Below are 25,712 nucleotides of genomic sequence, written 5' to 3' on the forward strand. Positions count from 1 at the left end.
TTACTTTTTTAGAATAGTGTTATTATATTATTCGCTTTCTAATTCAATATTAATACCTAACGAACGAATTTCTTTTAATAACACATTAAACGATTCTGGCATACCAGGTTCCATTTGATGATTACCGTCTACAATATTTTTATACATTTTAGTTCTTCCATTGACGTCATCAGATTTTACGGTTAACATTTCTTGTAGCGTATAAGATGCTCCATATGCTTCTAGCGCCCAAACTTCCATTTCACCAAAACGTTGTCCACCAAACTGAGCCTTTCCACCTAATGGTTGTTGAGTAACTAAGCTATAAGAACCAGTAGAGCGAGCGTGCATTTTATCATCTACTAGATGATTTAATTTCAACATATACATATAACCAACTGTGACTGGTCTTTCAAATTTTTCTCCTGTTCTTCCGTCAAATAGTGTAATTTGTCCAGAAGTAGGTAAATCTGCAAATTCCAAAAGTTTTTTTATTTCATTTTCTTGTGCACCATCAAATACAGGAGTGGCGATAGGCATGCCATTTTTTAAATTGTTTGCTAAACGTAATATTTCTTCATTAGAAAAAGTTTCTAAATCTATTTTTTGACGTAAATTGTCTCCTAAATCAAAGGCTTTTTGAATAAAATTTCTTAAATTAGATATTTTTTCTTGTTTTTTTAACATATTATTAATTTTATTACCAATACCTTTAGCAGCCATTCCTAAATGCGTTTCTAATATTTGTCCAATATTCATACGAGAAGGAACACCTAAGGGATTCAACACAACATCGACTGGTATACCATTTTCATCATAAGGCATATCTTCAATTGGATTAATTTTAGAAATTACTCCTTTATTTCCATGTCGTCCCGCCATTTTATCACCAGGTTGAATTTGACGTTTTACTGCTAAGTATACTTTTACTATTTTTAAAACACCTGGAGCAAGATCATCACCTTGTGTTATTTTCCTACGTTTTATTTCAATTTTTTTATTAAATTCTTCTTTTAATTCTCTATGTTGTTTTGCAAGTTTTTCTATTTCTTTTTGTTTATCTTTTTCTTTTATTTCTATTGAAAACCATTTTTCACAAGATAATTGATTAAGTTTTTCTATCTTAATATCAAAAGACAGAAGAATTTTTTTAATATGAACGAATAGACTAGATTCGAATATTTTAAATTCTTCTGTCAAGTCTTTTTTTGCTTTTTTAAGTTGCATCTCTTCAATTTCTAAAGCTCTTTTATCTTTTTTTACACCATCTCTTGTAAATATTTGTACATCGATTACTGTTCCTAAGACTCCATTAGGCACTCGTAGTGAAGAATCTTTTACATCTGATGCTTTTTCACCAAAAATAGCTCGTAGTAGTTTTTCTTCAGGTGTTAATTGCGTTTCTCCTTTGGGCGTTACTTTCCCTACTAAGATATCACCTCCAGTGACTTCAGCTCCAATATATACAATTCCTGATTCATCTAGTTTAGATAATGCTGCTTCTCCTACATTAGGTATATCTGAACTAATTTCTTCTGGTCCTAATTTAGTATCTCGAGATATACATGATAGTTCTTGAATATGGATAGTAGTAAAACGATCTTCTTGAACAATTCTTTCTGATACTAAGATAGAATCTTCAAAATTATATCCATTCCAAGGCATAAAGGCTACTCGCATGTTTTGTCCTAATGCGAGTTCTCCTAAATCAGTAGATGGTCCATCAGCTAAAACATCACCTTTTTTAATTTTTTCACCTAAGTTAACGCAAGGTTGTTGATTAATACAAGTGTTTTGATTGGAGCGAGTATATTTAGTTAAATTATAAATATCTATTCCAGCTTCTTCAGAATGCATTTCTTTTTCGTCAACTTTCACAACAATACGAGAGGCATCTACATATTGAATAAAACCACTTCTTTTTGCTACAGCTGTAACGCCTGAATCCACTGCTACTGCTCTTTCCATTCCGGTTCCTACTAAAGGTTTATCTGCTTTAAGAGTAGGAACTGCTTGACGTTGCATATTCGCACCCATTAATGCTCTATTCGCATCGTCATGTTCAAGAAAAGGTATCAAAGATGCACCGACAGATACAATTTGTTGAGTAGAAACATCCATGTAATTAACTTGATTACGATTGAATAAGCTAGATTCACCTTTATGTCGGCAAGTTACTAAGTCATCAGTAAAAAATCCATTTTTATCAATATTAGTATTTGCTTGAGCGATGATATAATTACCTTCCTCTATAGCAGATAAATAATTAATTTCTTTAGTAACTAATCCATTTCGTACTTTTCTATAAGGTGTTTCTAAAAATCCGTATGCATTAGTTTGAGCATACACAGATAAAGAATTAATTAATCCAATGTTTGGTCCTTCTGGTGTTTCTATAGGGCATACTCTTCCGTAGTGTGTGGGGTGAACATCTCTAACTTCAAATCCAGCTCTTTCTCTAGTTAAACCACCTAGTCCTAACGCCGAAATGCGTCTTTTATGCGTGATTTCTGATAAAGGATTATTTTGATCCATAAATTGAGATAATTGACTAGATCCAAAAAATTCTTTAACTGCAGCTGATATTGGTTTAGCATTGATCATATCTTGTGGCATAATTGTATCTAAATCACCAATAGATAACCTTTCTTTTACTGCTCTTTCTACTCTTACTAAACCGATTCTAAATTGATTTTCTGCCATTTCTCCTACTGATCTAATACGTCTATTACCTAAATGATCAATATCATCTATTTCTCCCTTTCCATTGCGGATATCAATTATTTTTTTTATGACGTCAATTATATCTTCTTTATTCAAAGTAGATGATCCTTCAATTTCTTGACGTAAAAGAGATCTGTTGAATTTCATTCTACCAACAGCAGATAAATCATATCGATCTTCACAAAAAAATAAATTTTCAAACAAATTTTCCGTTGCTTCTTTAGTAGGAGGTTCACCAGGCCTCATAACTCGGTATATTTCTATTAAAGCACTCGTGCGATCATGAGCAGAATCTATACGTAGTGTTTCTGATATGTATGGACCATGATCTAAATCATTAGTAAATAGCGTTTCAATAACATTGAAACCTGATTTTTGTAATTTTTCTAATATTTCTAAAGATAATTCAGTATTAGCAAAAACAACTATTTCACCTGTTTTTTGATCAAAATAATTTTTAGATATAATTCTTCCTAAAATATATTCTATTGGAACAGTGATAGATTTAATTTGATGATTTTTTAGTTCTTGAATATGTCTAGCAGTAATACGACGACCTTTTTCTATATATATTTTCCCATCTTTTTGAATATCAAAAGATGCTGTTTCACCTCTTAGTCTTTCCGGAACTAATTCTAATTGGATTTTATTTTTTTCTATATGAAAAATATTTTTTTCAAAAAATAGATTTAGTATTTCTTCTGTATTATAATTAAGAGCTCGTAAAATAATACTTACTGGTAGTTTTCTACGTCTATCAATTCTAACAAATAAATTATCTTTTGGATCAAATTCAAAATCTAACCAAGACCCTCTATAAGGAATAATGCGTGCATTATAAAGCACTTTTCCTGAAGAATGTGTTTTACCTTTATCACTATCAAAAAAAACACCAGGACTACGGTGTAACTGAGAAACAACAACTCTTTCTGTTCCATTTATTATAAATGTTCCATTATTAGTCATTAATGGAATTTCGCCCATATAAACTTCTTGTTCTTTTATATCTTTAACATTAGCTTCTAACGTGTCTCGTTCATAGATAATAAGGCGTAGTTTTACTCTTAACGGTGCGGAATAAGTTGCACCTCTTATTTGACATTCTTTTACGTCAAATATTGCTTCTCCTAAACGATAACTAACATATTGAAGTTCAGAATTTCCGTTGTAACTTTGAATTGGAAAGACAGAACGAAAGGCTGCTTCTAATCCGTGTTGACCTTCTAAATCTGGTTCAATAAATTTTTTAAAAGAATCTAGTTGAATTGAAAGAAGATATGGTATATCTAAAACTTGCGGACGTTTGCCAAAATCTTTACGAATACGTTTTTTTTCAGTATAAGAGTAAACCATAGGGTTCCTAAGCTCGCTGATAGATAAGTTAAAATAAATTTATCTTTTATCTGAAGGGGGAGATATTTTTAATGTTTTTTAGAGAATTTTTTTTGATTGTTTTTATAATTACTATTATTAACCCTATGATGAAATGTTTTTTGTAAAATAAGTTGCATTTAGTGTCAATCAAAAAGGCTGGTGAATTAAAATCACCAGCCGTGCTTGAAAATGAATTAAATTATAATGTCTAATGTTTTATCATTTAATTTCTATTTCTGCACCAACATCTTCCAATGTTTTTTTGAGTGATTCTGCATCTTCTTTACTAATATTTTCTTTTAAAACCGTTGGAGCTGATTCTACTAAGTCTTTAGCTTCTTTTAGCCCTAGTCCAGTTGCACTACGTACAGTTTTGATAACTGATACTTTATTTGGTCCAATAACTTTTAAAAAAACATCAAATTCTGTTTTTTCTTCATGTAAATCTTTTTCATGATTGTTATTAGAGTTCATTGACATATTAGCAGAAACTCCAAATTTTTCTTCCATTGCAGAAATAAGATCTACAACATTTATAACCGACATCTCTGATATAGCGTTTAAGATTTGTTCTTTAGTAATAGACATAACAATAATTCCTAATAAGAATTAGAATTATTTTAGATGCGATTAATACATCAAAAATAATAATCTTTAAGCGGTTTCTTTTTTCTTTTTTATAGCAGATAATGTATAAATAAGTTTCCCAGCAGCTGACATTTTTAATATGAATAAAAGTTTTATGATTGCTTCTTCATAAGTAGGCATATTTGCTAGTTGGTCGATTTCTACAATAGAGAGTAATTTTCCTTCAAAAGCGGCTCCTGTAATTTTAAAATGTGTATTCTCTTTTGAAAATTCTTTAAATAATCTAGCACCACTTCCTGGATGTGTCATAGAATAAGCGATAAAAGTAGAACCTTTTATTTTTTTTTTTAAACATTCAAAACTAGTATTTTTAATCGCTAAAGACAGTAGAGTATTTCGTACAATACTCATTTTTACTCCAATTTGACGTCCAGATTTTCGTAATTGATTTATTTTATTTACTGAAACACCTTGAGAATCTGCAGTTACAGCTGATAGTGCTATATTTGATATTTTATTGATTTTTGAAACAATTATTTTTTTTTCATTAAGATTTAATGCCATTTATCGGATTCTCCTCTAGAGAGAAATGATTTATAATTACTTTATATTAAAAACTTAATAATGATAATTTTTTTAAAAAAGAATCATGTTGGTGTTATCATATGATGATTAAGAAACAATTTTCTTAAAGTAATCAATTTAATAGTATTAGAAATATTTTTTATTACTGATTAAAAAATGGGGATACCATTATAGATAATTTTTTTTGTATCGTAAAGAAGAAATCATTTGATTAAATCGTTAAACTAGATTGATCAACCATTAATCCTATACCCATAGTTGTTGATAATACTATTTTTTTTATATATATTCCCTTCGATTGAGGAGGTTTTGATTTTTTTATAGATTCTACAAACGCATTAAAATTTTCTTTAATTTGATTTTTATCAAAACTAATTCGACCAATTGTCGAATGAACAATACCATATTTGTCATTACGATAACGAACTTGTCCGGTTTTCGCATTCTTAATAGCTTCAGCAATATTTGTTGTTATTGTACCTAATTTAGGATTAGGCATTAGACCACGAGGTCCTAATATTTGTCCTAACTGTGTTACTATTTTCATGGCATCAGGAGAAGCAATAACAACATTAAAATCGATGCCTTCTTTTTTTATTTTTTCAGCTAAATCTTCCATACCTATTAATTCTGCACCCGCTTTTTTAGCTATTTCAACATTATCACCTTGAGTAAATACAGCTACTTTAACAAATTTTCCAATACCATTTGGCAAGACTGTTGAACCTCGAATATTTTGATCTGATTTTTTGGAATTTATTCCTAGATTAATAGAAATATCGATACTTTCATCAAATTTTACTTTAGATGATTTTTTTAATAAAACTATTAATTCATCAATATTATATAATTTTTCAAAATTGATATTATTTTTAATGTTTTTGATGCGTTTAGCGATTTTAGTCATTCATTAGTCCTCGATTGTTAAACCCATAGATTTAGCGGTACCTTCAATAGAACTCATCATGCTTTCAATACTAGATCCTGTCATATCTTTGTTTTTAATTGTTGCTATTTCTTTAATTTGTGAACGATTTATGGTTCCTATTTGTTCTATTTTTGTTTTACTAGAACCTTTTTTTATATTGGACAATTTTTTCAATAAAATAGAAGCTGGAGGTGTTTTTGTAACAAATGTAAATGAACGATCAGAATAAACAGTGATAATTACTGGTATAGGTAATCCTTTCTCTATATTTTCTGTTTTTTTATTGAATAATTTACAAAATTCCATAATATTCACGCCTTTCTGACCTAATGCAGGTCCAATTGGTGGACTAGGATTAGCTGTACCTGCTGATACTTGAAGTTTAATATAAGATTGTATTTTTTTAGCCATTCTTTTATTCTCTAAATAATATATAAATTATTGTTATCTTCATAGTTAAAAAGATATTTTAGTTTTTTTCAACTTGTCTAAAATCCAGTTCTACAGGAGTAGATCTTCCAAAAATTGATACAGATACCTTCAATCTGCTTTTTTCATAATCTACTTCTTCTACAACACCATTAAAATCTGAAAAAGGACCATCATTTACACGTATCATTTCTCCAGGTTCAAATAAAGTTTTAGGTCTCGGTTTATCCCCAATTTGACGTAGTCTATTAATAATAATTTCTACTTCTTTATCACTAATAGGTGAGGGTTTATCTGATTTTCCTCCTATAAATCCTAATACTCTAGGAACATTTCTAATTAAATGCCACGTAGAATCTGTCATAATCATTTGGATTAAAACATATCCAGGAAAAAACTTATATTCACTTTTTCTACGTTGTCCACCTCGTATTTCAACAACTTCTTGAGAAGGAACCATAACTTCTCCAAATAAACTTTCCATTTTATTTAATTTGACATGTTCTCGTATTGATTGTGCTACGCGACTTTCAAATCCAGAAAAAGCTTGTAATACATACCATTTTTTTTTTTGACTATCATGCATTTTTAGAACCTTAAACTAATCACAAATGTTATTAAACGGAATATAATATTATCCAAACTCCATAAAATAAAAGATATAATAACGGTTACAGAAATAACGATGAATGTAGTATACAAAGTTTCTTTGTATTCAGGCCATATTATTTTTTGCATTTCTTTTTTTGACATTTGTATATACGAAAATAGATTTTTTCCTTTTTTTGTACATAACGAGATTCCAAGAGCACAGATAAATAAAAAAGATATAACAAATATACGAATTAATAAGTTTGTTTTATAAAGATAATAGTTCATGAAAAATGATAGAATAAATAATATAGATGCAGATAACCATTTTATTTTTTCTAAAATTTTAGATTCGTTTTGATTATGGGTATTTTTTCTCATAGTTTCTCCTAAAATTATAAAATAATATAGAAAAAATATGTTATATACTAAATATTTATTCTTCTTAATTTATGCATAAAAGTTCCATTTTGAATGGAAAGATATTTTAATCTTATTTTTAATAAAAAAATAAAAAAATAAATTAAATTCTATTTTTGAAAATAGATCTAAAGTTTTTTAAGTAAATTTAGAATTATTTAAAAATAAAAGGTGAGATTGATAATAAATGATTTTACGAAAATTTTTTTAAAAAATATAAAGTAAAATAAATATTAAAAGAAAATACGGTAGGTTCGTTCTGTTTCTAATAAAATAAATATATGCTGATACCCAGAATTGAACTGGGGACCTCACCCTTACCAAGGGTGTGCTCTACCTACTGAGCCATATCAGCAATTTTATTTATATTTTAGCGGACAGCGGGAATTGAACCCGCGTCATCAGCTTGGAAGGCTGAGGTAATAGCCATTATACGATGTCCGCATTTTATAATATTTTCGTTTTTTAAATTGGTGGGAGAAGGATTCGAACCTTCGAAGTCTATGACGGCAGATTTACAGTCTGCTCCCTTTGGCCGCTCGGGAACCCCACCTTAAAGAATATATGTTTATGCCGGCTACCGGAATCGAACTGGTGACCTACTGATTACAAGTCAGTTGCTCTACCTGCTGAGCTAAGCCGGCATTTTTTATTTTTATTTAATTAAAAACAAGAAATATTGTAAGGATTAATTTTAAAGAAACTATATTATATAATTTTTCATTTACATTGCAAGTTTTTATTAAAGAAATTTAATGATTTTTTTTAGTTTTTTATCTATTACTTACAGTAATATTTTTTTTTTGTTAAAAAAATTAGTATAATTTTTATTATATTATGTAAAAATATCTGATGCTTTTATTTTTTTTTGTGATCCGATAAAATCTACTTCTGGCTCTAACCATATATGAAATTTTTTTAAAATATGTGCATGTATTATTTTTGCTATTTGTAAAATTTCTTGAGAAGTAGCTCTGTTTATATTAATTAATATAAGTTTATTTTTATCATGTATAGCAGCATCACCAATTTTAATATTTTTGTATTTAGAATTTTCAATTAGCCACCCTCCAGAAATTTTTACCAAACCTTTTAATTGAGGATAATGTGGAAGATTGTATAAAGATATTAATTTTTTTGCGTGTTGTTGTGTAATAATAGGATTTTTAAAAAAACTTCCAGCATTTCCTATTTTTTTAGGATCAGGTAATTTTTTAATTCTTATTTTACATATTATATTAAAAATTTTATGTGCGGTGATACATTTAGGTTGAATATAATTTTTTAATGAAGGAAATATAATGGGGTGCCATTTTTTTGATATTTTTATACCAACAGCAATAATAGCGGATTCTGAGTGACATGGATCTTTAAAGATACTATTTCGATAAGAAAAATTGCATGAATGTGAATAGATTCTTTTAGTACTTGGATTAGTATAAGTAATACTTTTCTTGAAAGATATGACATCAACATATTGACATAAATCTTTAAATTCTAAACCATAAGCACCAATATTTTGAATTGCTGCTGATCCGATGCAACCAGGAATTAATGCTAAATTTTCTAATCCTAGAATGCCTAAATTTAATGTGTATTTTACTAAATTATGCCATTTTTCTCCTGAATGAACATGAAGTAACCAAGCATTTTTTTGTTCTATAATTTTAATACCTTTAATTCGATTAATAATAATTATTCCGATATAATTTTTTAAAAAAAGTACGTTACTTCCTTCTCCTAAAATAATATAAGGTATACGAGATAGCTTGCAAGTCTGTAATATATAAATCAATGATGTAATTGTAGTAATAAAAATAATTTTTTTTGCTGTTACGTCAATTCTAAATGTGTTTAAATTTTTCAATGATTGATTAAAAAAATATTTTTTTTTGTGCATATAAATTTAAAATTAAATAATAATATTATGTAGTTATTCACTTAATAAATAGACTTTTTTAATTATATAGCAATATTAAATTAGTTTTCAATAATATAGATACATATCTTTTTAATGGAGTTAGAATAATGAAAAATTTTTATAAATATCATCAAGACATTATATGTCAAAAAAAAGAAAATATGTGTCGGAGTATAAATTGTTCTTTTGAATTTTTCCCTCCTAAAACTATTAATTTAGAAAAAAACCTCTGGTCTTCAGTTGAATGTCTTAGTAAATTAAAACCAAAATTTTTTTCTGTTACTTATGGTGCAAATAGCGGTGAACGTCTAAAAACATATGACATTGTAAAAAAAATACAAAAAAAAACAGGAGTGATTACAGCAGCTCATTTAACTTGCATTGATTCTACACCTGATGAATTAAAAAAAATTGGACAAGATTATTGGAATAATGGTATTAAAAGCATTGTAGCATTGAGAGGTGATACATTAGAAAAAAATTATAATCATAAAATGTATGCTTTAGATTTAGTTGTTTTATTAAAAAAAATTGCCAATTTTGATATTTCTGTGGCGGCTTATCCTGAATTGCATCCTGAATCAAAAAATTCTAAATCAGATATTATTAGCTTAAAAAAGAAAATTGATGCAGGTGCAAATAGAGCAATCACTCAGTTTTTCTTTAATATTGAAAGTTATCTTCGTTTTCGTGAAAATTGTATTAAAAATGATATAAATGTTGAAATTATACCAGGTATTTTACCGGTTTATAATTTTCAGCAATTACAACGTTTTGCAAAAATGACTAATGTTGATATTCCTAAATGGATGTTTGAAATGTTTGATGGATTATCTAGTAATATAACTGTTCAAAAAATTATAGGTTCTAGCATATTGATAGATATGGTGAAAAATTTATCTTCTGAAGGAGTTCAAAACTTTCATTTTTATACCTTAAATCAATCTGATATCGTTTATTCTGTTTGTCATATGCTAGGGTTATAGAAAATTATTTTAATAACAAAATTGATATAATAATTTATTTAAAATATTTTTAGTGGGTTCAATAAAAAAAGAATCTAAATATTCATCTGACTGATGAGCTTGTGCAATAGAACCTGGTCCTAGTATTAAAGTAGGTGCAATTTTTTCAAAAAAAGGTGCTTCAGTACAATAATTAACTGTTTTACTATTTAATTTACATAATGTTTCTATTTTTTTTAAAGTATTGTTTTTATGAGAGCATTCAAAAGCAGGAACTGCAGAAAAAAGTTTTTTTATAACGATGCGACTAGACCATTTTAGTATTATAGATTGTAACTTTTCTTGAATTAAAATTTCAATTTGTGTTAAAGTCAATCCTGGTATAGGTCGTATTTCAAAATTTAACGTACATAAAGAACAGATCCGATTAATTGCATCACCTCCATGTATAGAAGATAAATTCACAGTTGGATATGGAATAGAAAATTTTTTATGTTGATATTTTTTTTTTAGATATTTTTTAAAATCTATTAAATATTCAATAATATGATGCATAATTTCAATACTATTAATACCATCATCAGGATTGCTAGAATGCCCGGTTCTTCCAATCACTTCAATAGAGTAAGATACATGTCCTTTATGTGCATTGATTAATTCTAAAGATGTAGGTTCTCCAATGATTATACAATCTGGTTGAATAATATTAGATTCTATAAAGTATTTAGCTCCAGACATATCTGTTTCTTCGTTAGCAGTGGAAAGAATATAGATTGGTTTTTTTATTTTTTTTTTGTTTATAGAAGATAATACCTCTAGTATACAAGCAAAAAAACCTTTCATATCTACTGTTCCTAATCCATAAAATTTATTGTTGCTTTCAGTTAAAATAAAAGGGTCTTTTGTCCATGTATTTTCATCAAAATCAACCGTATCTGAGTGTCCAGACAGCAGTAATCCTCCACATCCTGTACCCATGCAAGCGAGCATGTTGAACTTATTAGTATTTGGAATTTGATCAATTTTTATTGAAAATTTTAAGTCAGATAAATAATTAGACAGTAAATCAATAAAATTTTTATTACTTTGATCTATTGATTTATTAGTGCTACTGATAGTAGGAATTTTGATTAATGATTTATATATTTCCATAAAAGGAGGTATTTTTCTTTTCATATAATATTTTATTAATATCTGCTCTAATTAATGTTAAAAATATTTTATTCATAAATAAATAATTTATCAATATTAATAATATGAAATATATTTTTATTATAAAATATTTCATTTTTATACGTAGTCTTTGTTTATTTAAGGTTTGTTTATTTTATGTTAAATGTATTAATTATTGGCGCTAGCGGATATGCTGGTGCAGAATTAGTAAATTACATGTATCGTCATGTATTTGCTAACATAAAAAAAATATGTGTCTCAAAAAATAGTTTAGATGCAGGTAAAATGTTTTCTGATGTTCATCAGCAGTTTACAGATATTATAAATTTAAGATTTGAATCTATACATGATTATACTTTAGTTTCTAAAGATATTGATGTTGTTTTTTTAGCTACAGATCATAATGTCAGTTGTGATATTGTTCCATTTTTTTTATCTTCTGGTTGTGTTGTATTTGATCTTTCAGCTGCATATAGAATGAAAGATAATAAAATTTATTCACATTATTACGGATTTACTCATCAAAATAAAACTATTTTAGAAAAATCTGTTTATGGACTAGCAGAATGGCAAGAAGAAAAAATAAAGAAAGCGCAGTTAATTGCAGTTCCTGGATGCTATGCAACATGTGTTCAGTTAGCATTAAGACCTCTTGTAGAAGAAAGCATTCTTTGTAGTAAAAATATACCAATTGTTAATGCTATTAGTGGTGTCAGTGGTGCTGGTAGAAAAGTGAACATTACTAATAGTTTTTGTCAAGTTAGTCTGCAACCATATAATATTTTCACTCATCGTCATACTCCTGAAATTATAGAAAATTTAGGTATCCCAGTGATCTTTATTCCGCATTTAGGAGCTTTTCATCGTGGAATAATTGCTACTATTACATGTAAATTAAAAAATAATATCAACGAAGTTGATTTATATAATATTTTCAATAAATTTTATAAAAATAAACCGTTAATTCGTATTTATAATAAATATTTACCTAGTATAAAAACAGTTGAAAAAATGCCATTTTGTGATATTGGTTTTGTTATTAAAGATAATTATGTTGTAATTGTTGCTGCTGAAGATAATTTATTAAAAGGAGCTGCAGCACAAGCAGTACAATGTTTTAACATTCGTTTTGGTTTTTCTGAAACAGAGTCAATTATTTAATTAATCATGAGATATTTATAATGAATCCTTTAGTTATTAAATTAGGTGGTGTTCTTTTAGAAAGCGATGATGCTATGATGCGTTTGTTTAAAGCATTAGTTGATTATAGAAAATCTTATAAACGTCATATATTAATTATTCATGGAGGAGGTCGTTTAATTGACGATTTAATGACTCAACTTTCTTTGCCAGTTCAAAAAAAAAATGGTTTACGTATTACTCCTTATGAACATATTAATATTATTACAGGAGCGTTGGCTGGAACTGCTAATAAAACTCTTCTTGCATGGGCATTAAAACATAACATTAACGCTGTTGGATTATGTTTAGCGGATGGTAAGAGTGTTGATGTAGAAATACTAGATCAAGATTTAGGGCATGTAGGTAAAGCTAAACCGGGATCACCATTATTTTTAACAAAATTATGTCAAGACGGTATATTACCTATTATTAGTTCTATAGGTATTACGAATGATGGTTTATTAATGAATGTAAACGCTGACTTAGCAGCTACTGCTTTAGCAACGACTTTACAAGCTAATTTAATTTTATTATCTGATATTAGCTCTATATTAGATGGAAAAGGACAAAGAATTACAGAAATTAATAGTATAAAAGCTAAGCAATTAATTTCACAGGGAATTATTACTAATGGTATGATTGTTAAAGTAAACGCCGCTTTAGAAGCAGCATATATTTTACAACGTCCTGTAGATATAGCAAGTTGGCAAAATACAGAATCGTTAGAATTATTATTTAATGGAATGAATATTGGTACCCGAGTTTTTGTATAATTGTATTATAACCTAATAGGTTCAAAAATGATTAGAAGAACAATTAATAAAGTAGTTTTAGCATATTCTGGTGGTTTAGATACTTCAGCAATTATTCCATGGCTTAAAGAAAATTATAATGTTGAAGTTATTGCTTTTGTTGCTGATATAGGACAATCTAAACAAGATTTGTGTGATATTGAAAAAAAAGCATTAAATTCAGGTGCATCTAGTTGTCATGTTTTTGATTTGAAAGAAGAATTTATTCAAAATTATGTATATCCTATTTTAAAAACTGGTGCATTATATGAAGGTACTTATTTATTAGGAACAGCACTAGCTCGACCTATTATTGCTAAAAAACAGGTTGAGCTTGCGTTAAATATTGGAGCAGATTCACTATGTCATGGTGCAACTGGAAAAGGCAATGATCAGGTGCGTTTTGAAATGTCTTATGCAGCATTAGCTCCTAATTTACATGTTATTGCTCCATGGAGAGAATGGAATCTACATTCAAGAGAATCGTTATTAAAATATTTAGAAGCAAGAAATATTTCAACAACAGCAACATTAGAAAAAATCTATAGTAAAGATGAAAATGTTTGGCATATTTCAACAGAAGGGGGGTTACTTGAAGATCCTTGGAATCAATCTAATGAAGATTGTTGGAATTGGACTGTAGATCCTGAGCATGCTCCTGAAAAAGCTGAATATGTTTCATTAAAATTAAGAAAAGGCTCCGTAGTTGCTATTAATAATCAAGAATTAAATCCATTACAATGTGTAGAACGATTGAATAAAATCGGTTCTGAACATGCTATTGGTAGGGTTGATATTATTGAAAATAGATTAATTGGAATTAAGTCTAGAGGCTGTTATGAAACACCTGGAGGAACTATTATTACAACTGCTATAAAAGCAATTGAACAATTAGTTTTAGATCGTGAAAGTTTTCAATGGAGAGAAAAAATTGGCTTAGAAATGTCTTTAGTTGTTTATGACGGACGTTGGTTTTCTCCTATACGAGAATCTTTACAAGCTGCTGCTGATTCATTGTCATCTGAAATTAATGGAGAAGTTATATTGAAATTATACAAAGGTAGCGCTACTGCCGTTCAAAAACGTTCTCCTAATGCATTATATTCTGCAGAATATGCTACTTTTGGAAAAGATGAAGTTTATAAACAATCTGATGCTGATGGATTTATTCGTCTTTTTTCTCTTTCTTCAAGAATACGCGCAAAAAATAAAAAATAGTTTTGTAAAATATAGTAATTAACTATAGGATTAATATTATTTTGTAGTTTTTTTATAGAGAAAAAATATGGCACTTTGGGGTGGGCGATTCGTTAACGAGTCTCATAAACTATTTAAGCAATTCAATACATCTTTATTTTTTGATCATGTTTTAGCAGAAGAAGATATTGTTGCTTCTATTGCTTGGTCTAAAGCTTTAATGAAGAGCAACATTATTACAATAGAAGAGCAAAAAAAAATAGAATCAGCACTTCTTTCTTTATTAACAGAAATTAAAGATAATACTGAAAAAATTCTTACGAGTGATTGTGAAGATATTCACAGCTGGGTAGAATTAAATCTTATTAAAAAAATTGGACAATTAGGTAAAAAGTTACATACGGGTCGTAGTCGGAATGATCAAATTACTACTGACTTAAAATTATGGTGCAGAAAAAATATTCATATTATACTAAAAAATATTGTTAAGTTACAAAAACATTTTATTTTAAGTGCCGAATCTAATAATAATGTGATTATGCCGGGATATACTCATTTACAACGAGCTCAACCTATTACTTATGCATATTGGTGCTTAGCTTATGTAGAAATGTTAAGACGAGATGAAAGTCGTTTAAAAGATGTTTTAAAGCGATTGAACATAAGTCCTTTAGGTTCTGGTGCTTTGTCTGGAACAGCATGGAAAATAAATCGAGAAGAATTAGCTTCTTCTATGGGATTTGATTCATCAAGTAATAATGCACTAGATAGTGTCTCTGATCGAGATTATGTAATTGAACTTTTATCATCTGCTTCTATTTGCATGATGCATTTGTCTCGTTTTTCGGAGGATTTAATTTTTTTCAATTCTGGAGAAGCAAATTTTATTGAATTATCTGATTTAGTTACATCAGGTTCATCTTTAATGCCTCAAAAAAAAAATCCAGATGCATTAGAACTCATTAGAGGTAAGTGTGGTCGTGTTTACGGTTCTTTGGCTTCTATTTTAGCTGTGCTAAAGTCTCTTCCTTTATCATATAATAAAGATATGCAAGAGGATAAAGAGGGTTTATTTGATTCCATAAAAACATGGAACAACTCCCTTCTCGTAGCAATATTAATTTTAAAAAATATAAAAATCAAATCTAAACACTGTCGTGAAGCTGCAGAAAAAGGTTATTCTAATGCGACAGAAATTGCTGATTATTTAGTTAAAAAAGGTTTAACTTTCCGTGAAGCACATGATATATCTGGTCAACTAGTACTTCGTGCCATTAGTGAAAAAAAATCTTTGAATGAGTTAAATTTATCTACATTTAAAATATATAGTAATCTTATTGAAGATGATATATACAAACATATTACTTTAGAGTCTTGTCTTGAAAAGAGATCATCTAAAGGTGGTGTGGCACCATTTCAAGTATATCAAGAAATTATACAAGCAAAAAAAAGATTAAATATTACTTAAAATATTTATATTAATATAGAAATATTTTATTTTTTTATTAGTTATTAACTGGCATTTAATTTTTTTTAAATGCTCAGTTAATTTCTTTATTAAAAAATATTTAAATTCTAAATTTACAGGACATATGATTTATGAAAGATATTATATTTTTTATTAGTGAACATTACATACTAAGTAGTATATGGTTTTTTTTGCTAATAATAACGATATTATTAATAATAAAGAATTTATGTTTAAAATTTAAATTTATTAATAATACAGAAGCAATAAAATTAATAAATAAAAATAATGCTCTTGTCATTGATACTCGTTCTTTAGATCTTTTTCAAAAAGGTCATATTATAAATTCTATTCATATACCATTAAAAAATTTTTCCTTAAAATATTTTAAGGAAAATAATTTATATAAATCTTCTCCTATTATTCTTATATTTAATGAAACAGATCAATATAATAAATGTATTCACGAATTTATCAAACATGGTTTTAATCATATTTACATTTTAAAAAATGGTATATATTGTTGGAATTCAGATCATTTACCACTTGTTGTTAAAAACTAATAATTATAAAAAATCATTTTTATCAGTTTTTTTAATAAAATTTATTATCTATATAAATATCATTTTATTAATGTATTAATGTTTATTAATTTTATGGATGTGTTATGTCAGAAAAAAAAACAAAAAAAAAATCTTTTGAAATTCAACGTATTTACATAAAAAATGTTTCTTTTGAAGCTCCTAATACACCAAACGTTTTTTATCTAGATTGGAAACCTATTGTTAAATTTCATTTAAATACTTTTTTTAAAAAAATAGAGCAAAATATTTTTGAAATTGTTTTACAAATAAAAATTGTTGTTAAAATTAAAGAGAGCTTAGTGTTTTTATGTAATGTAGATCAAGCTGGTATTTTTTTTATTTTAGACTCAAATGAAAAAATATTAAATTATTATTTATATTCTTATTGTCCTAATATTTTATTTCCTTATGCTCGTGAATGTATCTCTAGTTTAGTATCTCATGCTAGTTTTCCACAGATGAATCTTGCTCCTATAAATTTCGATGCTATATATGATAATCATATAAAATTTAAAAAAAATAATGAATGTAAAAATAAATGATAAAACTATTCATTGAATTTTATATTCAACAAAATATGATTTTTTTTAATTATAAACATATTATTTGGAGATAAGTTATGTGTTTTTCAGAAACATCAAAAATATGGAATAAAATTGTTTGTAAAGTTTCTTGTTTGTTACATGAAGAACCAATTTTATCAGATTTTTATACAAATAGTATTTTAAAACATAAAAATTTATTCCATTCTTTAAGCTATATATTAGCAAATAAATTATCTACATCTATGATTTCTGAAAAAAAAATGCAAAGTATCTTTAATGATATATATTTAAATAATCCTTCTATATTAAATATTGTAGTTGAAGACATGAAAGCTGTATTAAAAAAAGATCCAGTAGTAACAGATTATTTTACACCTTTGTTATACTTTAAAGGGTTTCATGCATTAGAATCTTATAGATTAAGTCATTATTTATGGAGCATGAAAAAAACGTCATTTTCTATATACTTACAAAGTAGGATTTCTGCTGTTTTTTCAGTTGATATTCATCCTGCTGCTTGTATTGGGTCTGGTGTCATGTTAGATCATGCGACTGGTATTGTTATAGGAGAAGGTGTAATTATAGAAGATGACGTTTCTATTTTTCATTCAGTTACCTTAGGTGGAACTGGTAAGAACAGTAGTAAAAATAGACATCCTACTATTAGAAGAGGAGTTATTATAGGTGCTGGAGCAAAAATATTAGGAAATATTGAAGTAGGTTTAGGAGCGAAAATAGGTGCCGGTTCTATAGTGTTAAAAAATGTTCCTGCATATGTAACAGTAGTTGGAGTTCCAGCAAAAATTATTAATGAATTAGATAGTAAAAAATATTCTTCTAAAGAAAAAAGTAATGTATCATACATAAATAGCTTTCAATATGGAGATGGAATTTAATTAAGTAATTACTTATTTTATATAAAATAAAAACTTCTGTTTTTTACAAATATCATATTTGGATATACTAGTACAGAAGTTTTATTTTATATTGAATAAATTTAATCATCTAAAAAACTACGCAATACTTCAGATCTACTTGGATGACGTAGTTTTCGCAGTGCTTTTGCTTCTATTTGACGGATTCTTTCTCGAGTAACATCAAATTGTTTTCCCACTTCTTCTAAAGTATGATCAGTATTCATGTCGATGCCAAAACGCATGCGAAGTACTTTTGCTTCACGTGCTGTTAGTCCTGATAAAACGTCATGAGTTGCTGATCGCAGACTTTCAGATGTAGCTGAATCTAGTGGAAGTTCTAGAGTTGTATCTTCAATAAAATCGCCTAAATGTGAATCATCATCATCTCCGATAGGTGTTTCCATTGATATTGGCTCTTTAGCAATTTTTAACACTTTTCTAATTTTGTCTTCAGGAATAAGCATTTTTTCAGAGAGTTCTTCTGGAGTAGGTTCTCGACCTATTTCTTGTAACATTTGTCTAGAGATACGATTTAGTTTGTTAATTGTTTCAATCATATGAACTGGAATGCGGATAGTACGAGCTTGATCGGCAATAGAGCGAGTAATAGCTTGTCGAATCCACCAAGTTGCATAAGTTGAAAATTTATAACCACGACGATATTCAAATTTGTCAACAGCTTTCATTAGACCAATATTTCCTTCTTGAATTAAATCTAAAAATTGCAAGCCTCTATTTGTATATTTTTTTGCAATAGAAATAACTAAACGTAAATTAGCTTCTACCATTTCTTTTTTCGCGCGTCTAGCTTTTGCTTCTCCAATAGACATTCTTTTATTTATATCTTTGACTTGTGCAATTGTTAAACCAGTTTCTTTTTCGATTTCAAGTAATTTTTTCATACTAATAAAAACAGCTTCTTTTACTTTTTTTAAATTTTCAGACCATGGTTGATTTGCATTTTGTTCTTTTATAAACCAGTTGTGATTGATTTTTTTTTCTGAAAAAATTTTAATAAATTTTTTTTTAGGCATTTTGCATGTTTCAACACATAATTTCATAATAATTCTTTCTTGTATTCGAACTCTTTCCATCATATATCGCATATTATTAACTAAATGATCGAATTGTTTTGGTACTAAGCGAAATTGTTTAAAAACTTCTGAAAGATTATAAATTTCTAATAATGCATCTTTATGTTCTCTATTTTTGTTTTTAATTATATTGTTTGTATTATTATACTGAATACGTAATTCAGAGAATTTTTCATTAGCTAATTCTGGATCGATACTATTATCATCTTCATTTTCTTCTTGATTATTTTCTTCATCTTCTTCAGAAGTATGTTCGTCATCTAAAATTTCTGCACCTATATGAATAGAGGCCGGAGAAAAAATTTCTTCTGCGTTAGGATCTACGAAACCAGTGATTATATCAGATAATCTTATCTGTCCAGTTTTAATTCGGTCATATTGTTCTAAAAGGTAAGTAATTGCTTCTGGATATTCTGAGACTGAACATTGGACTTGATTTATACCTTCTTCAATACGTTTGGCTATATCAATTTCTCCTTCTCTTGTTAATAATTCTACTGTTCCCATTTCTCTCATATACATACGAACGGGATCGGTAGTTCGTCCTAACTCTGATTCTACACTAGATAAAACTTGTGTTGCTGCCTCGACTGCATCTTCATCTGTATCTGTATTTATTTCGTTTAAGATTAGATCATCGGCATCAGGTGCTTCTTCAACGACTGGAATGCCCATATCATTAATCATTTGAATGATATCATCGATTTGTTCAGAATCAATAATTTCTTCTGGTAAATGATCATTAACTTCAGCGTATGTTAAATACCCTTGCTCCTTACCATGTGTAACAAGTAGCTTAAGTTGCGATTTTGGGTTTTGATCCATAAGATGGCATCCAAATTCTGTTAATTTTATGAAAATTGATTGACTATTTTGTCAATAATGAATAATAATAAAGTTATTTTACATTTTAAAATATATCAAAAAATATTCTTTTATCATTCTATTTTGAATAGATTTAAAGATCGTCTATTTTTAAATATTATTGTCTCTTATTTTTTTGATAATGCTTTATTAATAGACCAAATTTCTTTTTTTTCAATTGTAGTTAATCCTCTTATTCTTTCTTGTGCAATGAGATGTTCTTGTCTTTCTTCAAGAATTTTATCATATATATTCATTAATAAGTCTAAAAACATATTTTGAATTTCTTCTTGAACAATCATATGATCCCATCTAGATAAAATTTTTAAAATATTAATAATTTTAGTATCTCTATAAAACTCTAATAATTGACCTGTTTTGATATTAGGATTATCAAGACACGTTTTTAATATTTCTAAAAAAATAGGTAAACCTTTTACTTTTAAATTTTTAAATTTATTTATTGAAGGTGCTACTTTAGACAAAATAGGATTTTGTATTAGCAATGCTATAAGAATTCTCATGGGAGTTCTTTGAATTTGAAACTGTAATCTACATTTTTTTTTAGTTTCATGCTCATAAAGAAACTTTTCAAATTGATGATCATCTAAAATTCCTATCATCCTCCCTAATAGTTGACGTAAATAAATTCGTATTGTATCACTAGAAATGCTATTTATTAATGGTAATGCACGTGTACTTAAATGAAACTTATCGTCAGATGAGGATAGATTAATATTTTTTAATAAACATTTAAAAAAAAATTTAGGCATAGTAATTGCATTATTAATACGTTCTTGAAAAGATTTTCTACCTTCTTTTCTAATAATTGTGTCAGGATCTTCATTTTTTGGTAATAATATAAATTTTAATGTTTTTTTATCCGATATATATGGCAAAGCTTTTTTTAAAGTCCGCCAAGCTGCATTTTTCCCTGCATCATCACCATCATAGCAGTAGATAACTATATCAGTATTTTGAAATAGAAGCTTAATATGTTCGCTTGTTGTTGAAGTTCCTAACGAAGAAACAACATAATTAATATTATATTGTGTTAACGTTACAACATCAATATACCCTTCTACTACTAATAAATATTTTGGTTGTTTGCATGTTTTTTTTATTTGATATAATCCATAAATGTGTTTTCCTTTATGAAAAATATCTGTTTCAGGTGAATTAATATACTTTGGAAAAGTATTATTGATTGAACGGCCACCAAAAGCGATAATTCTACCATGTTGATCTTGTATAGGGAATATGATTCGTCCTTGAAATCGATCATATTTATATCCACTTTTATTAATATAAATTATATTATAATAGGCTAATTTTTCTTCTAGTTTTTTACTAATGTTTAGTTTTGTACAAAAATTTTTCCAATTTAGACTAGAAAACCCAATTAAAAAAAAATCAATCATTTTTTTATTAATACCTCTTTCAGCTAAATAATTATAAGCTGAATGAGTAATATTGATATTTTTTTGATATAATTTGCAAATCTGCTCCATAAATAAATATAAGTTTTGTTTTTTAACGTAATGATTGTCGTGTGTTTTATTTTCAAATGGTATTTTTATACCATGTATGAACGAAAGTTCTTCAATGCTTTCTATAAAACTTAAATGTTCATATTTCATTAAAAAATCAATAGCATTTCCATGAGCGTTACATCCAAAGCAATAGTAAAATTGTTTTTCATCACTTACAGTAAAAGATGGGGTTTTATCGTGATGGAAAGGACAGTTAGCTTGATAATTTTTACCGTATTTTTTTAAGTGAATTCGTGTGTTAATTAGTTCTACAATATTGGTTCGAAAAACTAGTTCGGTAATAAAATATTTAGGTATTTTTCCAGACATATACTTTTATATTATAGATTTTATGTCCGTTCTTAAATAAGAACGGTTTTAATAGTTTCGTTTTTTAAATACAGATTTAGTACATGCGAATACGTCTTGCATTTTCTCGTGTGAGTTTTTTTGCAAGACGCTTTACTGCAGATGCTTTTGCTCGTTTACGTTCTGTAGTCGGTTTTTCATAAAATTCTCTACGACGAATTTCAGCGAGAATTCCAGCTTTTTCACAAGAGCGCTTAAAACGACGAAGGGCTACATCAAATGGTTCATTTTCACGAACTTTTATTATAGGCATATAAATTTTACCTCAACAATTTATTTTAATAAATTAAATAAAAAATAAAAATATCTTTTTAGGATAATAGATCCTATATCAATCAGTACAATATTGTAAAGTATCATTTTTTTATATTTAATATAATTTTGAAATAAATTTTTTGTTAAAAAATTAAACATATAGGTTATAAATAAATCATGAAAGTATTAGGTATTGAAACTTCTTGTGATGATACAGGAGTTGCTGTATATGACAGTGAAGAAGGTTTGTTAATCAATCAGATATATAATCAAAAAAAGCTATATAATATACATGGAGGTGTTATTCCTGAATTATCGTCTCGCAAACATATGCAATCAATAACTATTTTGTTAAAAAAAATACTTGAAGAAAAAAATATTATTCATAATATTGATATAATTGCATATACTGCCGGACCTGGTTTAGTCGGCTCTTTACTAGTAGGTGCTACGTTTGCATGTTCTTTAGGTTTTTCTTTAGATATTCCAGTTATACCCGTTAATCATATGGAAGCTCATTTATTATCACCTATGCTAGAATTTCAATCAATCGAGTTTCCATTTATTGCATTATTAGTATCAGGAAAGCATACTCAAATTATTGCTGTACATGCATTAGGAAAATATGAGCTGCTTGGAAATTGTTTAGATGATGCAGCAGGAGAGGCATTTGACAAGACTGCAAAATTATTAGGGTTGTCATATCCAGGTGGTCTTGAACTATCTAAATTAGCATGTAAAGGAATAAAAGACTATTTTTATTTTCCTCGACCTATGATAAATCATTCGGGATTAAATTTTAGTTTTTCAGGTTTAAAAACTTTTGCTGCTCAAGTTATTAATAAATCTAGTAAGAGCGTACAAGAAAAAGCGAATATTGCAAGAGCTTTTGAAGATGCAGTAATTGACATATTATTAATTAAAACTAAAAAAGCATTAAAATTAAAAAAATGGAAAAATTTAGTTATAGCAGGAGGTGTTAGTGCAAATCATCTTTTACGTACAGAATCAGAAAAAATGATTAAAAAATATTTTAATGGACAAGTTTTTTATAGTAGTTTAGAATTTTGTACAGATAATGGTGCTATGATTGCATATGTTGGTTCTTTACGTCATAAAGAAGCAAAGAATCCTCAATTAGAAATTTTAGTTAAGCCAAAATGGTCTATTAGCGATTTGTAATTCTCTATATGATACTATCATATTTATATATTAAAAATTAATATATTATATATTTTTAATATATAAAATTAAATCTTGTATAGTTAATACTGGCATTTGATTTTTTTTTGAAAAGGTTATTATTTCAGGTGTACGAGCCATAGTCCCATCTTTATTAGTCAATTCACATATTACTCCTGCTGGTTTAAATCCCGCTAATGAAACAATTTCAATAGCAGCTTCTGTATGTCCTGCTCTAGCTAAAATTCCACCTTTATTAGCACACAAAGGAAAAACATGTCCTGGCCGATTTAAATCACTAGGTTTAGCATGATCAGCGATTGCTGTTTTTATAGTGGTGAGTCTGTCTTGAGCTGATACGCCAGTAGAAACACCTTTAGAGGCTTCTATTGTTACTGTAAATCCTGTACGATATTTGCTAGTGTTTTTTTTAACCATCATAGGTAAATCAAGTTTTTTTCGTCTAGATTCTGTAATACAGAGACATACAATACCGCTTCCATATCGAATAGTTAAAGCCATTTGCTCTACTGTCATATTTTCACATGAAAAAACGAGATCTCCTTCGTTTTCACGCATTTCATTGTCTAATATAATAATTCCTTGTCCAGCTTGTAAAGCACATATTGCTTTTTTAATTCGTTCAAGAGGTGTGCCAAATTCATATAAGAGCGATTGCTTCATTTTAAAAACCTTTTTAATAAGATCGATTATTGTAAAAATAAAATTTTTAAAATAAATAGTTTTTTTATAGTTAATATTTTTTAAACACTTTTTTAACAAAAATGATAATTACTACATTATATATTGAAAAAAATCAGAGCAATGTAGAAACTTATAGTTTTACTTAAAAATGTTTTTAAATAAAATACTTTTTAAGTATTTTTAGGAAATTTTAAAAATAATTATGTCTTATTTTTTTATTGAAAATTTAATGCAGAATTTAATTCATCAATTGTTAAAGTTTCAGTTCCAATTTTTTTTACAACTATACTGGCCCCCACATTGGCTTGAAAACAAGATTCTTCTAAAGAATGTCCTATAGACAAAGATGCTGCGATTATAGCAATAACTGTATCTCCCGCTCCAGTAACATCACGTGCTATTTTTGATATAGCAGGAAAATGAATGGGTTTTTTTTTGTATTGGAATAAAGTCATGCCATTATTGGAGCGAGTGACTAATAATGCAGATAAATTTAATTTAGATAACAATTTTATTCCTTTTTGTAAAATTTCTTTTTCTTTATAGCATTTTCCAACTATTTTTTCAAATTCAGAAAGGTTAGGTGTTAATAAAGTAGCTCCAGAATATTTTGTAAAATCCATTCCTTTAGGATCAATAAGTATAGGAATAGACATTTTTTTTGCTAAATGAATGATTTTTTTAATATGAACTAAAGTACCTTTTGCATAGTCTGATAAGACTAAAATTTTAAAATATGATAATGAATGAATAATTTTTTTATATAATAAATCAATTTTTTTATCAATATATTTTTCTTGAAAATCTACTCGAATGAATTGTTTATCTTCTGAAAAAATTCGAATTTTTGTAATAGTTTTATTTTTTTTTATAAAAATAAGATCACAATAAATTCTAATATGATTTAAAATTTTTTTTAATGTTACACCTTCATTATCTAGTCCAACAACACCAATTATTTTTGCATTACCACCTATTTCTGCAATATTTTTTGCTACATTTGCAGCGCCTCCAGGTTGTTTTTTGACTTTATTAATTTTAATAATTGGGGTTGATTTTTCGGATAATTTAGAATAATTTTTACTATACCAATAACAATCTAATATAAGATCACCGACAACAAGTACAAATGAATTTTTAAAATTAATATTATTTTTTTTCATAATGGTATTTCTTTTAAATATAAAAATATTTTAATAATTTTAAATGTTTTATAAATAAAAAATAATTATATATTTTTAAAGATGAATAATATGTTTTGTATATATCTTATATATAACATAATTACAAGATTTAATTTTTTTTAAATTAACAAATAGTTTTTTTAAAAAATTTATTTTTTATCCTAAA

Annotated in this window: 23 protein-coding genes and 4 tRNA genes; 9 read left to right on the forward strand and 18 right to left on the reverse strand. The window is 27.3% G+C overall.

What is annotated here, in order from left to right; translation table 11 throughout:
- Positions 1-27: 27 nt before the first annotated feature.
- The 12 genes from rpoB to murB form a co-directional block, all read right to left on the reverse strand.
- Positions 28-4,056: a DNA-directed RNA polymerase subunit beta gene (gene rpoB, locus AB4W64_RS00185; RefSeq protein ID WP_367678054.1), complete on the reverse strand. Its 4,029-nt coding sequence runs from the start codon at positions 4,054-4,056 to the stop codon at positions 28-30.
- Between the two features lie 240 nt (positions 4,057-4,296).
- Complete coding sequence (rplL, locus tag AB4W64_RS00190; RefSeq protein ID WP_367678055.1) at positions 4,297-4,665, reverse strand: 50S ribosomal protein L7/L12; 369 nt, start codon at positions 4,663-4,665, stop codon at positions 4,297-4,299.
- Between the two features lie 66 nt (positions 4,666-4,731).
- Positions 4,732-5,229 (reverse strand): 50S ribosomal protein L10, encoded by a 498-nt coding sequence (gene rplJ / locus AB4W64_RS00195; RefSeq protein WP_367678056.1) that lies wholly within the window; start codon positions 5,227-5,229, stop codon positions 4,732-4,734.
- A gap of 232 nt (positions 5,230-5,461) precedes the next feature.
- On the reverse strand, positions 5,462-6,157 hold the full coding sequence (rplA, locus tag AB4W64_RS00200) for a 50S ribosomal protein L1 (protein ID WP_367678057.1): 696 nt from the start codon (positions 6,155-6,157) through the stop codon (positions 5,462-5,464).
- 3 nt (positions 6,158-6,160) lie between these two features.
- Positions 6,161-6,589, reverse strand: coding sequence for a 50S ribosomal protein L11 (rplK, locus tag AB4W64_RS00205; RefSeq protein ID WP_367678058.1), 429 nt, complete (start codon positions 6,587-6,589; stop codon positions 6,161-6,163).
- 58 nt (positions 6,590-6,647) lie between these two features.
- Entirely contained in the window at positions 6,648-7,193 is a 546-nt protein-coding gene (gene nusG / locus AB4W64_RS00210) for a transcription termination/antitermination protein NusG (protein WP_367678059.1), read from the reverse strand.
- A 2-nt stretch (positions 7,194-7,195) separates the two neighbouring features.
- Positions 7,196-7,579, reverse strand: a complete 384-nt coding sequence (gene secE, locus AB4W64_RS00215; RefSeq protein ID WP_367678060.1) for a preprotein translocase subunit SecE — start codon at positions 7,577-7,579, stop codon at positions 7,196-7,198.
- 321 nt (positions 7,580-7,900) lie between these two features.
- Positions 7,901-7,973 (reverse strand) — tRNA-Thr (locus AB4W64_RS00220).
- A gap of 17 nt (positions 7,974-7,990) precedes the next feature.
- Positions 7,991-8,062, reverse strand: a tRNA-Gly gene (locus tag AB4W64_RS00225).
- 27 nt (positions 8,063-8,089) lie between these two features.
- Positions 8,090-8,171, reverse strand: a tRNA-Tyr gene (locus tag AB4W64_RS00230).
- A gap of 18 nt (positions 8,172-8,189) precedes the next feature.
- Positions 8,190-8,262: transfer RNA gene (locus tag AB4W64_RS00235), tRNA-Thr, on the reverse strand.
- 191 nt (positions 8,263-8,453) lie between these two features.
- Positions 8,454-9,518, reverse strand: coding sequence for a UDP-N-acetylmuramate dehydrogenase (murB, locus tag AB4W64_RS00240; protein ID WP_367678061.1), 1,065 nt, complete (start codon positions 9,516-9,518; stop codon positions 8,454-8,456).
- Positions 9,519-9,646: 128 nt separating this feature from the next.
- On the opposite strand from murB, the gene metF reads away from it, so the two are divergent.
- Entirely contained in the window at positions 9,647-10,525 is an 879-nt protein-coding gene (gene metF / locus AB4W64_RS00245) for a methylenetetrahydrofolate reductase (protein WP_367678062.1), read from the forward strand.
- Between the two features lie 9 nt (positions 10,526-10,534).
- Here metF and argE read toward each other — a convergent pair whose 3' ends face one another.
- Positions 10,535-11,680, reverse strand: a complete 1,146-nt coding sequence (gene argE / locus AB4W64_RS00250; RefSeq protein ID WP_367678063.1) for an acetylornithine deacetylase — start codon at positions 11,678-11,680, stop codon at positions 10,535-10,537.
- Positions 11,681-11,833: 153 nt separating this feature from the next.
- Between argE and argC the strand changes: the two genes are divergently transcribed.
- From argC to cysE, 7 genes are all read left to right on the forward strand, one after another.
- The gene (argC, locus tag AB4W64_RS00255) at positions 11,834-12,838 is read left to right on the forward strand and encodes an N-acetyl-gamma-glutamyl-phosphate reductase (RefSeq protein ID WP_367678064.1); all 1,005 of its coding nucleotides are present in this window, start codon (positions 11,834-11,836) and stop codon (positions 12,836-12,838) included.
- A gap of 20 nt (positions 12,839-12,858) precedes the next feature.
- On the forward strand, positions 12,859-13,632 hold the full coding sequence (gene argB / locus AB4W64_RS00260; RefSeq protein ID WP_367678065.1) for an acetylglutamate kinase: 774 nt from the start codon (positions 12,859-12,861) through the stop codon (positions 13,630-13,632).
- Between the two features lie 27 nt (positions 13,633-13,659).
- On the forward strand, positions 13,660-14,868 hold the full coding sequence (locus tag AB4W64_RS00265; RefSeq protein ID WP_367678066.1) for an argininosuccinate synthase: 1,209 nt from the start codon (positions 13,660-13,662) through the stop codon (positions 14,866-14,868).
- 67 nt (positions 14,869-14,935) lie between these two features.
- Positions 14,936-16,315: an argininosuccinate lyase gene (gene argH / locus AB4W64_RS00270; protein WP_367678067.1), complete on the forward strand. Its 1,380-nt coding sequence runs from the start codon at positions 14,936-14,938 to the stop codon at positions 16,313-16,315.
- Between the two features lie 131 nt (positions 16,316-16,446).
- On the forward strand, positions 16,447-16,878 hold the full coding sequence (locus AB4W64_RS00275; protein ID WP_367678068.1) for a rhodanese-like domain-containing protein: 432 nt from the start codon (positions 16,447-16,449) through the stop codon (positions 16,876-16,878).
- 104 nt (positions 16,879-16,982) lie between these two features.
- Complete coding sequence (gene secB, locus AB4W64_RS00280; RefSeq protein WP_367678069.1) at positions 16,983-17,441, forward strand: protein-export chaperone SecB; 459 nt, start codon at positions 16,983-16,985, stop codon at positions 17,439-17,441.
- A 77-nt stretch (positions 17,442-17,518) separates the two neighbouring features.
- On the forward strand, positions 17,519-18,340 hold the full coding sequence (cysE, locus tag AB4W64_RS00285; protein WP_367678070.1) for a serine O-acetyltransferase: 822 nt from the start codon (positions 17,519-17,521) through the stop codon (positions 18,338-18,340).
- Between the two features lie 101 nt (positions 18,341-18,441).
- On the opposite strand, the gene rpoD is transcribed toward cysE, so the two are convergent.
- The 3 genes from rpoD to rpsU form a co-directional block, all read right to left on the reverse strand.
- The gene (gene rpoD, locus AB4W64_RS00290) at positions 18,442-20,280 is read right to left on the reverse strand and encodes an RNA polymerase sigma factor RpoD (RefSeq protein WP_367678071.1); all 1,839 of its coding nucleotides are present in this window, start codon (positions 20,278-20,280) and stop codon (positions 18,442-18,444) included.
- Between the two features lie 167 nt (positions 20,281-20,447).
- On the reverse strand, positions 20,448-22,181 hold the full coding sequence (gene dnaG, locus AB4W64_RS00295) for a DNA primase (RefSeq protein ID WP_367678072.1): 1,734 nt from the start codon (positions 22,179-22,181) through the stop codon (positions 20,448-20,450).
- Between the two features lie 76 nt (positions 22,182-22,257).
- Entirely contained in the window at positions 22,258-22,473 is a 216-nt protein-coding gene (gene rpsU, locus AB4W64_RS00300) for a 30S ribosomal protein S21 (RefSeq protein WP_009874014.1), read from the reverse strand.
- Between the two features lie 179 nt (positions 22,474-22,652).
- Here rpsU and tsaD point away from each other — a divergent pair, with 179 nt between their 5' ends.
- On the forward strand, positions 22,653-23,657 hold the full coding sequence (tsaD, locus tag AB4W64_RS00305) for a tRNA (adenosine(37)-N6)-threonylcarbamoyltransferase complex transferase subunit TsaD (protein ID WP_367678073.1): 1,005 nt from the start codon (positions 22,653-22,655) through the stop codon (positions 23,655-23,657).
- Between the two features lie 45 nt (positions 23,658-23,702).
- Here tsaD and ribB read toward each other — a convergent pair whose 3' ends face one another.
- Together ribB and rfaE1 are read right to left on the reverse strand one after the other, a co-directional pair.
- On the reverse strand, positions 23,703-24,341 hold the full coding sequence (gene ribB, locus AB4W64_RS00310; RefSeq protein ID WP_367678074.1) for a 3,4-dihydroxy-2-butanone-4-phosphate synthase: 639 nt from the start codon (positions 24,339-24,341) through the stop codon (positions 23,703-23,705).
- Positions 24,342-24,577: 236 nt separating this feature from the next.
- Positions 24,578-25,525: a D-glycero-beta-D-manno-heptose-7-phosphate kinase gene (gene rfaE1 / locus AB4W64_RS00315; RefSeq protein ID WP_367678075.1), complete on the reverse strand. Its 948-nt coding sequence runs from the start codon at positions 25,523-25,525 to the stop codon at positions 24,578-24,580.
- Between the last annotated feature and the right edge of the window lie 187 nt (positions 25,526-25,712).

Origin of the sequence: Buchnera aphidicola (Brachycaudus tragopogonis) (genome assembly GCF_964059175.1) — a bacterium.
In the GTDB taxonomy this organism is placed as follows: Bacteria; Pseudomonadota; Gammaproteobacteria; order Enterobacterales; family Enterobacteriaceae; genus Buchnera; species Buchnera aphidicola_BM.